The sequence below is a fragment of the Kitasatospora sp. NPDC001547 genome, assembly GCF_042894165.1.
Lineage (GTDB): Bacteria > Actinomycetota > Actinomycetes > Streptomycetales > Streptomycetaceae > Kitasatospora.
On record NZ_JBIAVL010000032.1, the window covers coordinates 59397 to 72819 of the forward strand.

The 13423-nt window shown below is 71.6% G+C and carries 12 protein-coding genes; 4 read left to right on the forward strand and 8 right to left on the reverse strand.

The genetic code is table 11. The annotated features are described in order from the left end of the window. Positions 1-66: 66 nt before the first annotated feature. The 7 genes from ACFY0X_RS34055 to ACFY0X_RS34085 all read right to left on the reverse strand — a co-directional run bounded on the left by ACFY0X_RS34055 (position 67) and on the right by ACFY0X_RS34085 (position 7427). Complete coding sequence (locus ACFY0X_RS34055; protein WP_387760383.1) at positions 67-480, reverse strand: hypothetical protein; 414 nt, start codon at positions 478-480, stop codon at positions 67-69. Then, on the reverse strand, positions 477-2603 hold the full coding sequence (locus ACFY0X_RS34060) for a hypothetical protein (RefSeq protein WP_387760384.1): 2127 nt from the start codon (positions 2601-2603) through the stop codon (positions 477-479). The genes ACFY0X_RS34055 and ACFY0X_RS34060 overlap by 4 nt, the downstream gene beginning before the upstream one ends. Next, positions 2600-4561: a hypothetical protein gene (locus ACFY0X_RS34065; RefSeq protein ID WP_387760385.1), complete on the reverse strand. Its 1962-nt coding sequence runs from the start codon at positions 4559-4561 to the stop codon at positions 2600-2602. Before ACFY0X_RS34065 ends, ACFY0X_RS34060 begins: the two co-directional genes overlap by 4 nt. After that, positions 4551-4817: a hypothetical protein gene (locus ACFY0X_RS34070; protein ID WP_387760386.1), complete on the reverse strand. Its 267-nt coding sequence runs from the start codon at positions 4815-4817 to the stop codon at positions 4551-4553. Before ACFY0X_RS34070 ends, ACFY0X_RS34065 begins: the two co-directional genes overlap by 11 nt. 178 nt (positions 4818-4995) lie before the next feature. Beyond that, positions 4996-6222, reverse strand: coding sequence for a hypothetical protein (locus tag ACFY0X_RS34075; RefSeq protein WP_387760387.1), 1227 nt, complete (start codon positions 6220-6222; stop codon positions 4996-4998). A gap of 3 nt (positions 6223-6225) precedes the next feature. Next, positions 6226-6867 carry a DUF6000 family protein gene (locus ACFY0X_RS34080; protein ID WP_387760388.1) on the reverse strand — a complete coding sequence of 214 codons (642 nt, stop codon included), beginning with the start codon at positions 6865-6867 and terminating at the stop codon, positions 6226-6228. Between the two features lie 98 nt (positions 6868-6965). After that, positions 6966-7427: a hypothetical protein gene (locus ACFY0X_RS34085; protein ID WP_387760389.1), complete on the reverse strand. Its 462-nt coding sequence runs from the start codon at positions 7425-7427 to the stop codon at positions 6966-6968. 341 nt (positions 7428-7768) lie between these two features. On the opposite strand from ACFY0X_RS34085, the gene ACFY0X_RS34090 reads away from it, so the two are divergent. From ACFY0X_RS34090 to ACFY0X_RS34100, 3 genes are all read left to right on the forward strand, one after another. After that, positions 7769-8269 carry a DUF6368 family protein gene (locus tag ACFY0X_RS34090; RefSeq protein WP_387760390.1) on the forward strand — a complete coding sequence of 167 codons (501 nt, stop codon included), beginning with the start codon at positions 7769-7771 and terminating at the stop codon, positions 8267-8269. Between the two features lie 33 nt (positions 8270-8302). Further along, entirely contained in the window at positions 8303-8746 is a 444-nt protein-coding gene (locus tag ACFY0X_RS34095) for a chaplin family protein (protein ID WP_387760391.1), read from the forward strand. A gap of 246 nt (positions 8747-8992) precedes the next feature. Continuing rightward, a complete protein-coding gene (locus ACFY0X_RS34100; protein ID WP_387760392.1) occupies positions 8993-9361 on the forward strand; it encodes a hypothetical protein in 369 nt (122 codons plus the stop codon). A 13-nt stretch (positions 9362-9374) separates the two neighbouring features. Here the strand turns inward: ACFY0X_RS34100 and ACFY0X_RS34105 are convergent, their stop codons facing one another. Beyond that, positions 9375-9776 carry an Imm7 family immunity protein gene (locus ACFY0X_RS34105; RefSeq protein WP_387760393.1) on the reverse strand — a complete coding sequence of 134 codons (402 nt, stop codon included), beginning with the start codon at positions 9774-9776 and terminating at the stop codon, positions 9375-9377. 257 nt (positions 9777-10033) lie between these two features. Here ACFY0X_RS34105 and ACFY0X_RS34110 point away from each other — a divergent pair, with 257 nt between their 5' ends. Then, complete coding sequence (locus ACFY0X_RS34110; RefSeq protein ID WP_387760394.1) at positions 10034-10885, forward strand: hypothetical protein; 852 nt, start codon at positions 10034-10036, stop codon at positions 10883-10885. Positions 10886-13423 lie beyond the last annotated feature (2538 nt).

The window sequence follows — 13423 nt, forward strand, 5'->3', positions numbered from 1 at the left end:
CCGCCCCCGTCGATGACCGCACCTGACCGGAGCACCAGGTGGCTACTTCGAGGTCATGCGAGGCCTTCAGCTCTGTCCGATGTCCGCGCTGCGGAGGCGGCGTTCGGTGAGGCTGGTCACCCCGCTCAGCGCCTGCAGCTCGTCCTCCAATGCGGCCTTGTCCACGGTCAGCTGGCGGATCGCTTCGGCGTAGATGCGGACCAGCTTGCGCAGGTCGCCGTTCTCCCGCCGGAGACGGGCGTTCGCGTCATCGGCCCGAGCGCTGTTCTTGGGGGTCGTGGCCGAGCGGTGCCGGTCGGCGAGCCGGGTCTTGAACCAGGTGATCAGTTCCGGGTAGTTGCGGTAGAACGTCGCGTGGGTGACGCCGAGGCGCTTCTCGACATTGGTGACGGTGGCGCGCCGGGCGGCTGCCTCGCTCTCGGCGAGTTCGGATTCCATCGCGGCCCGGACCTGCTCGTCGGTGGGCAGTCGGGGGCTCACGGGTTCTCCGTCTTGGTGTCCGGGCCGGTGACGGCGGTTTCGGTGAGGAAGTCGGCGAGCTCCTGTCGGCGGGTTTGGATCCGGTGCCGGACGAACGGCGCCAGCTGGTCCGCGCGGGCGAGTTCCCGGTCGTGGGCTTCCAGGGCCGCTCGCAGGTGGTCGGTGTTCTCGGCGGACAGGGCGACGTTGCGGCAGCGCAGGGGCTGGCAGTCCGGCAGCGAGGGGCCGGCCTGGCCGTCGTCCCGGCGGCACAGGGCCCGGTCCGGGTTGTGGACGCAGGTGACGTACCGGCCCGGGTAGATGTGGGGGTCGTGGCGGGTCATGTGACGGCGGAGCCGCTTGGCGTCGTTGATGACCTTGCCCTGGAACTGGACATGCCGCTCGAACTCGGCGAGACGGCTCTCCGCCTCGGCCGCAGCTGGTCCGGTGAGGCGGTGGAACTCGTCGCTGGTGATCAGGTCGCCGAGTTTCTCGCCGCGGGCGATCGCCTCCTCGGACTCGACCTCGTCGCGGAACCCGGAGTCGGAGCTGCCGGCGTAGCCCTCGAACATCTGCACGCGCAGGTGCCGGTACTGCAGGGCGCCGGCGATGACGCCGCCGGGACGGCGGGCGATGAACCAGGCCAGGGTGCGGCGGAACTGGCTGGTGGTGATGCGCCACGGCCGGCCGTCGACCAGCGGGATGGCGTCGTCGCGGCCGGCGCCTCGGCAGTAGTCGTTGATCCAGTCGCGGAACTCCTGCAGGTCGGCGTTGGTCGTCTTCGTGGTGCGGGCCTCGTTGAGGCCGTGCTGTGCCGTGTAGCCGGGTGAGGACGGCAGCAGCGCGAACAGGTACGCCTGGCGCCTGGGCTGGAGCCGTTCCAGGACGTCGACGGCTCGCTGGGCGGGGCCGCTGATCACCCAGGTGGCGTCGGCGCCGTTGTGGTCCGTCTCGCCCTTGAAGGCCCGGCCGTGCAGCCTGCGGCGCACGATCCGTCCGCTCTCGTCGCGCCAGACCTGCACACAGCCGCGCTTGAGGTGCTTGACCTCGCCGTCGCGCAGGCCGGACAGGAACGCGATGGTGACGTAGCAGGCGGTCTGCAGCAGCCGGGTCAGCCGGCCGATGCCGTCGTAGGGGACCGGGCCGCGCCAGGGCGCCCCGTCCAGGAGGCCGGCCACCGGGGTCCGCAGGTAGGTGTCGTCCGCGACGCCGAGTTCGGCGGCGGCCCGGCGGATCAGCTCCCCCGAAGGGCGCCCGGCGCCGAGGGTGCCGCACCGCACCCTGGCCTCGCGCGCGAGGTGGCTGAGGTTCACCCTGCCCTTCCACCCTGGCAGCGGTCGGCCCTCGGCGCGGTAGCGGTCCAGGACGGCGGTGACGGACGGGATCACCTGTGCCCGTCCGATCGGCTGCTGTCCGCGCCGCGTGCGGTTCCTCATCGTCCAGCGGTCCAGCTGCCGCCACTCCTCGTACGCGGCGAGGACGTCCTCGGAGAAGTCGTCGATCCAGCGCATCGCCCACACCAGCAGCGGAGCGTGGACCTGCTCGGGGATGCGGCTGGTGGCGTTCTCCCGGCCGCCACGCCCCGCCGCCCGTGACGGGGCGCCCGGCGCCCGGTCCGCCGCCGCGGCGGCGGAATCGAACGTGAGCGGGTCGCCGATCTCCGAACGGAACAGCCACAGCAGCCGCAGCGCGCGGTGGCGCGCCTCCCTGGTGTCGTGCGTAGCCCGCAGGCCGGCGACGTGGGCGGTGAACGCCTCGACGTCGCCGGGGGTCACCGCCGCCACCGCACGCACGCCGCGCTCCTCCAGCCAGGTGAAGACGGCGTTCAGCCCGGTCACGTACTTGCGGACCGAGGCGACGCTGCGCACCGGCTTGAGGCCCGGCGGCACATCCCCGCGCAGCAGCAGGAAGGCGAGCTCCTTGGCCGTGCGGCGGAACCGCGCCGGCAGGGGCGCGAAGTTGATGACGATCGTCTCCTGGTGCCGCTGCGTCTGGGCGTGCTTGAGGAGCCAGGTGTCGTCGCCGAACCGGGAGGTGTCGGCCAGCCGCACCCCCGGCACCAGCGGGCGTCCGGCCAGAACCGGCGCGTGCGCGGGGAAGCGTTCGCGGGTTGGGCCCGCAGCGGGTGCCGCGAGGTCGGTCACGAGGGCTCCTTGAATCCGTCGAGGAAGTCGGTCGGCAGGGACTGCGGTGCCCGCGCGCGGGCCAGCTCGCGCTGGGCCGCGGTGAACTTCGGCAGGATCAGGCGGGTGACGATCAGCCAGGTGACGCCGTGGCGCCCGACCCAGTCGTCGACGTCGCGCGCGTCCAGGTCGGCCTGCAGCTGGTTCAGCAGCGCGAACAGCGCGGGCAGGTGGTGCTCGGCGACCAGCGCGTTCGGGCAGCGCAGGCAGGTCAGGAACGACACGTCGCACGGCCCGCCGCCGCTGTGGGGGCTGTGCTCGAAGTCCAGGCAGGCGGCCATCAGGGTGTCCAGGTCGCCGGCCCGCGCCGCGGCGAGCGTGCCGGGCGTGGTGCCCAGGGCCGCGGCCGCAGCCTGCGGGTCGTGTTCGGCCTCCTCGGCGGCGGACCCGGCGAGGACCCGGCCGCGGAAGGCGCGCACCGAGCCCTCGGCGTCCTCCAGCGCCTCGGTCAGCACCTGCTCCGCCCAGTCCCGGATCCGCGGATCGCTGCGCAGGTAGTGCAGGAACGAGACGTTCGGGGTATTCGTGCGCGACGCCGACGGCAGGTGCCCACCCACCGCGCGGGCGGTGCGGACCTCCACCGTCTTCTTCAGCCGGCCCAGGGTCAGCACCAGCGGCCGCGCCCCGCCCGCAGCCCCGCCGCCGTTGCCGTCGGCGGGGTCGTCCGCGGTCAGCCCGTGCCGGGCGGCCCACTTGAACAGGTCCAGCTGCCGGCCCAGGCGGTTCTCGAACGGGTCGATGTGGCCGTGGGCCGCGCGCCGGGCGGCCAGCCCCTCGCTGGGGCCGGCGGGGTGGTGGGCCGCCCAGATCGACCACACCCTGCGCGAGCCGCTGAAAACCCGCCCGGCGGCCGCCAGCTCGTGCAGCAGCAGGAACCAGCCCCCCGGGGTGCGCAGGCGCGAGCCGTCGGTGCCGGTCTCCCAGTGGATCGTCTCGCGCGAGCGGCTCTTGCCCCGCCGGCGCTTGAGGAGGTTCACCGCCACCGCCCGGCCCTCCAGGAACCGGTGCTGGCAGGACAGCTCCTTGAGCGTCTCCGTGTTGCGGCCCGACAACCCGACGCCGAGCACCAGCAGGGGAACGATGTCCTGGGTGGTCAGGAACACCTCGCCGGCCGCCTCGCGCCAGGCCCTCATGTCCGCGACCCGGCCGCCGCCCGCCAGCGTCGTGTGCACGAGGGGAACCTCACCGGTCTCCAGGGTCCGCGCGAGGGCGGCGGCCCGGGAGCGGACCGGCTCGTCCAGGCCTTCCGGCGCCGCGCGGAAACGCTCGACGAGGTCGCGCGCGGCCCGGTGACGCCGGCGGATCGCCGCCACGTCACCACGGGCGGCCGCCATGATCGCGGCGAACTCGCGGTCCGAGTATCCCGGGACCTGCGGCCGCTCCTGCTCCACGTGCCAGCGGTCGTAGAGCCGGGCGGGCTGCTCCAGGTACTCGCGCACCGGCGGTCGCAGCACCTCGGGCGGCTCGACCTCCTTCAGGAGCGCCCGCACCTGGTGCATCTCCTGCACGACCGCCGGCCCCTGGGTCGTCATACGCCGGTGCTGGTCGTAGCGGCGCAGGTGGGAGAGCGTCAGCGCGCCCAGGGTCCGCGGCGGGCGGCCCAGCTCCCCCAGCCACCGCAGCAGCCGCACGACACCCGACCAGGAGCCGTCGGCCGCCCCGCGGGTCCGCAAGCCCCCCGCCGGGCCGACCCGCTGGGCCCAGGCCGCCGCAAGGACGGCGTGCAGGCCCGGGCACGGCAGCTGCTCGAACGAGTACACCGCCCGGCGCCCGTCCTCGCCGAAGAACTCCACCACCGGCCCGCTCGGCCCGTCCGCCGCCGGCGGGGCGTAGAAGCCGTCCGGCTGCGGCGAGACCTTGCCCCGCCCGGGCCGTCGCCCTGCGGCCGTCCCCGTGTCCGTGTCCGTTTCAGGCGGCATCGGCCACCACCAGGTCGTCGGGGTGGACACCGGCCGGCTCCCAGCCGTCCGGCACCAGCGCCATCCGCGTCTCCATCTCCAGCTCCTGCAAGGTGTGCAAGTAGATCTGCGTCGTTTCGATCGACCGGTGGCCCAGGCGCATCCGAACCCAGTTCAGCGGATCACCGAAGACCATCTGGTAGGTCTCGCGCTGCCGCGGCGTCATCGCCGCCAGCTCTTGGATGTGCCCGCGCCACAGCTGTTCGAGCGTGATCACCGCGAAGGAGTGCCTTGTGTCCGCAGACGCCGTGTGCGGATGAGTGCGTGTTGTGATTGAGCTGGCGGGGGTCGAACTCCGCGTTTGCGACTCTGGCAGCGGAGCGTGTTGCATTGCGACGGCGGGTGCGTGACGCAGAACACACTCCCGGGTGACCATCGGGTGGTGCCAGCTGGCGCTACTGGTGTGTCACGGGGTTCCCGTGGAGACCACCGTCCGCGCAAGGCCAGACGCTGTTGTCCAAGGTGCCGAGGCCCGTCGACTGCAGGATGAAGAGCTCGTCGTGCAGAGCGAAGGCCACCCGCTCCTGGTCGAGCAGCATGATTTTGCTCATCACCGCGCGCTTCTCGTCTTCCAGGGCGAAAAGCTCCCGCATTTGGAAGTCGGCGTCGACAGCAAGCAGGCGGCCGTCCCGCCAGAACACCGCGGTGCCATGGTGATCCAGGGCTGGGTAGGTGGTGTAGTAGCCGGACAGTGCAGGCCCGCGGCGCATTGTGCCGTCTGGCTCGAGGCCGACGAACCGCGAACGGGACGGCGTGGTGTTCTCGGACTCGGGGCCGCTGATGGCACCATGTCGGTCGATCAACAGCATCGCGTGCGTCGGCCATTCCTGCACGACGGTGCCGGAGGAGTCGTACTGCGCTGTACTGAACGCGCCGTAGCCCTGGGATCCGATCAGGAACTCGCCGGGTCCAACGATCGCCTTGTGGTGGCTGGGCCCGGGAGGGCTCGCGGCAATGAGCCGACCGGTGGTGGTGTCCAGGAAGAACGTGACGGCGATGCCGCTCCTGCCGTCGGCAAACGTCGCAGCGATGCGGTGGCCGGCGATCAGCAACGGCTCCCAGTGGTGTGCCTCTATGGTCTGCGGTGCCCACGGCTTCGAAGGTCGCGCTTCCCAGCTCGTCTCCGCGCTGATCTCGATGCAGCCCGGAAACGACAACTGGTCGAGCACGGCCGGTGTCGACCACCGCACCGAGCCGTCCTCGCCGTGCCGTGCGATCCGTGCATGGCGGCCGGCCGGAACGGGACGGTTCCGCTCGGCGGGCAACCAGGACGCGCAGATGCCGTCGGGCAGCACCACGAACGAACCGAGGCGCTCAAAGGGCTCGTGTTCGGGTGTGATCGAGCGCACGGTCGAGCCGGCGGCGTCCAGTTCGGTCAGCACGGCACCCGTCGGCCCCCGATGGGCGACCCATACGGATCCGCTGGTACTGACGCGGGGCCGACCCGGGTGTCCGTCGAACTCGCGGCGCCACAAGACTTCTCCAGCCACGTCCACGGCGGTGAGCACGGTGGTGGACAAGTTCTTTCCGTCATAGCTGGTGACGAAGATAGGCCCGCCGGTATCCGGCGCCGCCAGGCCCCAGACCTGGCCGGGCATCGGCACGCTCTGCGGTTCGGTCATGGTTCAGGCCCCTTCCTGTGGTGCCGAACTGGGGCCTCTGGTGGCCGCGTCTTCGGCAGCATGAGCGCACAGTTCGTCGATGAACCGGCTTGGCGGCGATGGCCTGTACTGGGCCTCGTTCCACTGGTGCCAGAGGCCGCCGGGCGCCAGGAACCGGGCGGCGTGTTCGCTGCCGGTACGGCTGTCGATGTGGAGGAGCGCACTGATGGCCCAGTGCTGGTCGTACTGGCAGTCGGGCTGTCGGAGGTAGCGGTCCAGGTAGACCGTGAGGTGCTGGGCGTCCTCGTCGGTGCCGAAGCGTGCGAGGGCGAAGCAGTAGCCCTGACCGGCGAAGCAGAGCTGACTGGCCAGGAGAAGATCGCCGAGAATGTCACGGAAGTGGTCACGACGATCGAAGCCGATCAGCCACGATGCTGTCAGGCGGGAGCGCCACTCGCTCTCCAGCAGGATCTCGAGTTCTTCGTCGGTGATCTCCCGGGCGGCAGCACGCATGGACTGAAGGAAGGGCGTGCGCTCGCTCTCGTCGTCGCGCGCGAAGTTGCCGTGCAGCAGGTGCAGGTAGCGCCCGACGCCTTGCGTTGCTGGTTTGACGTAGCGATCGATGACGTCGAGAAGCTCGGGGTCGGAGGCACGAGGAAAGCGCATGAAGGCATCCTCACGTGGTCAGCGAGCCGGGGCCAGAGGTTTTGGCGGTCATGCCTGCTCCGAGGGTGGTGAGTCGGGATCAGGGCCTGGTCAGTGAGTCAGCTGCAGGATCCGATCGAAGTGCTGCGGGCGATGGGAAGACGGGTCACGCGGTCGGCCACCGCTGTTGACCGACGGAGATGCAGGATCTCCTCGTGTTGGGCGGCGAGGCGGGCGAGGGCCTGGGTGCGGAAGTCGGTGAGCTCCTCGATGGCGCTGTCCGATCGGGTGAGCCGGGCCTTGAGCTTGGTGATCTCCGTTTTGAGCCGCTCGATCTGGGCGTCCCTCGGGTCGGGGATGTCTCCGGCGGCCTGGAGGGACTGCAGGCGGTGTTCGAATTCTTCGCGGAGGTGGGCATAGGGGCGGGTTCCGTAGAAGGCGGTGCGATCGATGGTGGCCTCGCGGGCGAGGGTCTTGATGTCGCACTTGCCGCCAGGCGGGATCTCTCCGCGTAGGAGCCGGTCCATGGCGGCTCGGATGCGGTTCTCGTTTTCGGTGCGCTGGGCTGCGGTGATCTTCATGCGTGGTCCTCATCGGGTTGGTCGAGGGTGGCCGCGTCGATCTCGGCGACGACTCGAAGGGCCCGGTCGTAGTCGTTCTGGAGGCGTGAGCGTTCGGTTCTGCGTGTCTTGCCCAGGTCGCCGAGGAAGGTCTTCGTCCGTTCGGCGTGTTCGGCCCAGACGGGCCGGTGGCAAGGGTGGTGGGTGGCTTGCGGGCATCGGGCGGAGTCACACATGCCGACCAGCGGACGGTCTGCGGTGGGGGTGCCGGCGAGTTTGAGGCAGAGCGCCCGGGAGGGGTCGGTGAACCAGCAGTAGTTCGCTGGGCCGAGGAGAAGCGACCCGGGTTCTTCGACGTCAACGTGCCCGCTGAGCGGCTGGGTGTCGAGGACAGGCGAGAGGAGGACTGGCGGAAGCCGTTCCCGCTGCCCCTCCTCGGCGACACCTCCGTGGATGAGGAGCTCACGACGCTGGTGGGGTTCAATCCGCAGCGCGAGGACTGGCGTCGTCCCTTTCTGGTCTACCTGATGGGCCCGGGTGTCGGTGACGAGGACATCTTCGAGGCCGAGCACGAGGGCGAGCCCGAGGTGGAGGCTGCCCTGGGCTTCAGGCCGACCCATGCCATCAACGTCAGCGCGTGCTGCAACGGTGGGATCGACCACGTGGCCACAGCGTTGCTGACCGCCGCCGTCATGGACGTCATCGGAGGTGTGGCCAAGGCCGAGCTGCTGGACGGACAGACAGCGGTCGTTGCTGGCCTTCCAGGAGTGCTGGGGATCACGGACGACGAGTGGATGGTGCTGGGCACGGCGGAGTTCCTGCGGGCCTGGACCGGTCAGCCCGGCTTCCGGCTGCTCAAGTAGCCCAGGTGGAGCTGCGGCGGAGTCGGTGCCAGGTTGCCTGATCATGCGGCGAGAGCGGGTCTGCCGCCCCGCCGCTTCCCGCTCCTGCCTGCCTGCCTGCCGCCGTCCGGCCGCTTCGCTGGTCCCGCTCACGGTGGGCCGCTTCCGGCCGCCGTTCGGCTGCCGGGTCGCCGTCCTGCTCGCCCCACCCCGAGCTGTCTCGCGGTCCTCACCGTCCCCCTGGCCGCGAGCCCGGCCTGTGCGGGCGGCATCCTGCCGATCATCTCGCCGTCCTTCGACACCTCCTGCGCCAACGACGGCGCTGCCCACGCCCAAGGATCGACCACCGCCGGCCCCGGCACCGCCAACGGCAACCTCGCCGGCCTGCCCGTCAGCAATCCCTTCAACCACTGCGGCGGCGCCGAGGCGGACCCGAGCGTCATCACCAGCCTGCTGGGCGGAGGGGCAGCAGCACCGGCGCCGGAAGATGACGAGTAGACGTAGAGAAGCACTGCCGTGCGCCAGCACCGGCGCCGGGCCTGGCCGCTTGCGTGTCGCCGCCACCGCACAGGTACTGCGCGCAGTGGTACGGGCCCGCTGCTGTCGTATCGTACGGTCCCGTCGACGTCGGTGTGCGCCAGGCCGGCTGCGTCCCGGCCGGCTGGTGGAGGCCGAAGGGCGCCGCGGCTCGCTGTCTCCGGACGGCCGCCGTCCGTCGTCGGCCGTCCGGCACCGCCCCCGCCGGTGGTCAAGAACTGCCCCAACTGCGGAAACGAGTTCACCCACGAGGCCAGGGTCCGCCAGGTCTACTGCTCGCCGCACTGCCGCCGCGACGCGGAGAAGACCCGCGACCGCGAACGCGACGAACGACGGGCCATCCGCCTCGGCGAACCCCTGCCCAACTGCCCCGCGATCACCACCGGCCCGGCCATGCTCGCGCTGCCGCCGGCGCCTCGACCCCGCGCAGGCGACACGCTCGCGCCCACCGCGATCCGCAACTGCCCGCACTGCGACCAGCCCATCACCATCGTCGCCCTGCTGGCCACCCCGGAAGCCGCCCGTCCGACCATCCCGCAACCGACCAACGACGTCGTCCCCCTGCGCAGGGTCTGACCGACCTCACGTCCTACCCCCGGAACGGGTCCTCCAGCACGGGGATGCAGGGCGACAGCAGCGAATCCGCGTGCTCGCTCACCTGCCCGCGGACCATCCTGATGACAAGGACCTCGTTCTCATGACCGGGGTCCTCGTCATCGCGCACATGCAGCAGACCATAGGAACCCGGCGCCCGCTCACCGACCTCGCGGAAGAACGCCGGGATCTCCGCGTCACGGTGGTTCGCAAAGCCGCCGAAGTGAACGAACACCTCCCCGTTCATCCACCGCAGATCAAGCAGATAACGGTTGTCGATCTCCCGGATGCGCTCCTCGATGCCCGCGACGACCAACCGAAAACGGTCGTCGTCGTGCTCCTCATCGTCAGCACTGGCGTTCTCCAGAACCTTGATCCAGCCGTGGTACTCGAACATGCGCTGCAGCCTACTGAGCAGTTGATCAGCGCCCCACTCGATTCCCGCTCACCCGAGGCCCCACGTTGTTCAACCGTCAGCCATCTGAGGAGCTGGAGCAACACTGGCCGGTTTCAAAGAGCCTCATCAGAGGTCGATCGCTCGACCATGGCTCCGGCGGACGTCGCCGCGAAGTTCCCCCGGTACCGCGAGCTGTTCCGCGCCAGGGTCCGCGACAACGACCCGGCTCTCGCCGGCCGGAGCCGGCCGACCGTACGGTGCATTGGTGGCGCCGTACCTGGCCCGGCCACACCCGTGCCGGGTACCCGCCGGTCGCGCTGGTCGTCACCGACGCCGGACCCCTCGCGCTGGCCAACCGGCAGCAGGCCGTCGCGGACCTGTCCGCCGGCTGCTGGCGCGGCCGGCGGTGCAGAGAGGTCCGCGACTACAACGACGACGGCTGGCGCGAGTACGACGACGCCGTGCCCATCGTCGCGACCACCCTTCAGCTGCTGGCCGAGCACGGGCCGCTCGGGCCGGTGTGGTGGCGCTTCGGCCGCTCGGGCCGACACTCCCTCATCGAGGCGCTGGAGAACCCGAACAACCGGGCCGCCTACGACCTGCGCCAGGCCGCCCGCGAGGACGAGCAGCAACGGGTCCACCAGGAGCTGATGGACTCCCTGGTCTGCATCGACTGCGGCGACGTTCCCGAGGAGGAGAGCACCTGGGAGTACGGCCGGCAGGGACAGGTCGAGTGGACCCGCCAACCCGGCGGCCGCTGCTGGCCCTGCCACCAGGACCGCGAGGAACGGCTGGAGCGGGAGGCAGAAGAACAGCTGGAGGCCGCCCGCACGGCCAACGCCGCGCTGCGCCCGTGCTGGATGTGCCGGGGCTCGATCGGGGGGAAGGTGGGCTCGAGGTTGGAGTTGCGGGAGAGGGCCCGGCCGGGCCGGTTGGAGTGCTCCGAGTGCGTACAGGCCCGCGCTGCAGCGGGGTTGGGCCTGCTGGTGCTGCCGGTCCCGACCGGGGGCGAGCTGGTGGCCGCGCTGGTCTCCGCCCCGGACGATCCGTGGTGGGAGGAGCGCGTGCTGCACGCCAAGCTCTACCCGGCGTGGGGCCGTCGGGTGTGACCTGTTGGTTGTGGTGGGCGTGTTTTGGCCTCGCACGGCGTGTTGTCTGGACCTTTGGTTGGACCTGTTGGGGTTGGTGGAGATTGGTGGTGCCCGGGGTTTGGTGACTGTGTGTGGTGGCGGGCGAGGGTCGGGTGGGGCCGGTCGGGGGCCGGTGGGTGTTGTAGGCCTGGATTCGGGCTTGAATTCTGCCGGTAATTCCGTCTAGTTGTTTTGGCGGATTGGTTGCTGGTGGTGGTGTGAATTCGGGTTGGAATTGTGGTGTCAGGTGTGGTGGTGGGGGTTGGTGTTCGGTTTGGTGGTGCCGGGCTGGGTGCTTCTCGGTGGTTGCCGCCGTCCGGCCGCTGTCCGGGGTGCTCCGGGTCTGGCCGCCGTCCGGGTTGTGTTGGCGTGGTGATGTGCGGGTTCGGTCACTTCGGTCCCTGGTGGCGGCTCTGACCTGCGGGAACGTTTAGTGACCGAGGGGCTGGGGCGGCTGGTGGGGGTGCGGGCTGGGCCTGGCGTCGTTCCGGCCTGCTGCGCCCTGCTCGGCCGCCGCCGTCCGGGCCGGGCCCGCCCGTTCCCGGTGGCCGTGCCCGCCTTGCTGCGCCGCCGGGCGGTGCGCGGGCCGGGGCGGCCGTCCCGGGCCTGGTGTGCCCTGCTCGGCCGCCGCCGCCGCCGTCCGGGCCGGGGCCGGCCGTCCCCGCCGTCTCCGCCGGTGGGCGTGCCCGCCTCGCTGCGCCGTCGTCCCGGGTCTGCTGCGCCCTGCTCGGCCGCCGCCGTCCCGGGTCTGCTGTGCCCTGGGCTGGTGCTGCGCCGCCATCCAGGGCGGTGTGCGGCCCGGGGGCCGTCCGGGCGCCTCTGCGCTGCTGTCGCCGTCCCGGGCCCGCCCGTTCAGGCCCCGCCCTGTCCGGGGTGGCCGTCCGGCCCGCCCCGCCGTCCCGGGTCCGCCGTCCGGGCCGCCGTGCTGGCCGCCATCCAGGGCGGTGTGCGGCCGCTGCGCCCTTGGCTGGGCGGCTGGGTGGCCGTCAGGCCGCCGTGGAGGCCTTCCCGGTGCTGTGTGGGGGCTGTCGCGCCCCTTGTGGCGTTGCCTGTAGCGGTGGGGTGCTGTCGTGTGGTGTGACGTGGGCGGATAGCCCGGTTTCCCCTGTGTGTGGTCTGGGTGTGACACGTGGGTGCGACAGGGCGCGGGGGTGGGGCCGCGGCTGCTGCTCGGCGGTGGCGGTCGGGAAGGCCGGCCTTCTCGGCGGCCTGGTCCTGGGGGTGGTGCTGGGCGGTCGGTGGCGGGTGGCCGGGTGGTGGGCGGGTGGGCGTGTTGCGGTGCCGTGTTGCACCGGGCTGTCCGGTTGGCCGGCCTCGGCGGCTCCCCGCCGCCCGCTGCTCGTCCGCGTCGCCTGGTGCCGTGCCCCGCTGCTGCGCCCTGGCCGCCGTCCTGGTCGGCCGCCATGCCGTCCCGCTGCCGCCGTCCAGGTGGTGCCGCTTGGAGGCCCTGGCGGCCGGTCCTGGCCGCCGTCGTCCCGGCCCTGGGCTGCCCTGGTCGCCTCCGGGCGCGCCCTGCCGCCGCCCGCGCGGCTGCCCAGGGCGGCCGTCCTGGCCCGGTGTTCGGTTCGGTGTCGCCGCCCCGGGAATTGCTCGGTTGAAGCTTGGCGGGATTTCCTGGGCGCCTCGAAGGGCGGTCGCCGTGTCGGCGTGGAGGGCCGTAGGCCCCTTTCCGGCGCACCTGAATGGCATTTCTGCCCGCTGCGCCGTGCAGGGCTTTCGGATTGCCATCAAAAAGAGGACGGAAGGGAACTAGTATTCCGTCTGGGAATGTCGCCGGATAGGGCCGGGACGGGCGGCTTCCGCGAGGTTGTGTGTTCGCGTCCCGAGCCCGCTGGCGGACCGTAGGATAGAGCTGTACGGCGCTCCGGGAAGCACCGCCGGAAACGCTTCGGAGGCTCGGCCGGGATTCTCGGGTGAGGGCCCGTCAGGGGCCGCCGTCCGGGCCGCGTGTGAGGGGCCGCCACAGGGGCTGGGGAGGCCCGGGCCGGACCGGAGGCCCACCGGCGCCCCTCCGAGGGCCGCAGGCCCCGCTCCGGGGGCGGCGGATGGGCCGACAGCCCGGCAATCGCAAGGCGGGACCGGCCATCGGCCGGGGCCGGGGGAGGCCCCCGGGGTGGAGTTGTGGCTCTACCGGAAGTCCGCGTCACATCGTCAACGCCGAGGGCCGCAGGCCCCGGCCGGCACCCCGCCTGATCGGGGGAAGGGACTACTACCCGAATTTCGCGTCACATCGTCAACGCGAACGCCCGGGCGCAGCCCGGGAAACCCTTCCAGCAAACCGGCCCGTAGGGCGCCGTGAAAACACCAGTCGAACTAAGCCGAAAAGTCGACCGGTTGACGGGCCGTAGGCCCGGCACAATGCCACCCGATAGGCGGAGCGCAGCGACGCCGAACGCCCGCCACCAACCACCCTTCACATGCCCGCGAATTCGCCACCGGCGAATTCCCCCAACCACCCACCCACCCGCCGAGGCGCAGCCGAGGCCACACCACGCACGGTGACGGCGTAGCCGGCAC

Coding starts and splice junctions, on each gene's coding strand:
- ACFY0X_RS34080 (WP_387760388.1), bottom strand. CDS start 6,867: ATGCGCTTTCCTCGTGCCTCCGACCCCGAGCTTCTCGACGTCATCGAT.
- ACFY0X_RS34075 (WP_387760387.1), bottom strand. CDS start 6,222: ATGACCGAACCGCAGAGCGTGCCGATGCCCGGCCAGGTCTGGGGCCTG.
- ACFY0X_RS34085 (WP_387760389.1), bottom strand. CDS start 7,427: ATGAAGATCACCGCAGCCCAGCGCACCGAAAACGAGAACCGCATCCGA.
- ACFY0X_RS34105 (WP_387760393.1), bottom strand. CDS start 9,776: ATGTTCGAGTACCACGGCTGGATCAAGGTTCTGGAGAACGCCAGTGCT.
- ACFY0X_RS34065 (WP_387760385.1), bottom strand. CDS start 4,561: ATGCCGCCTGAAACGGACACGGACACGGGGACGGCCGCAGGGCGACGG.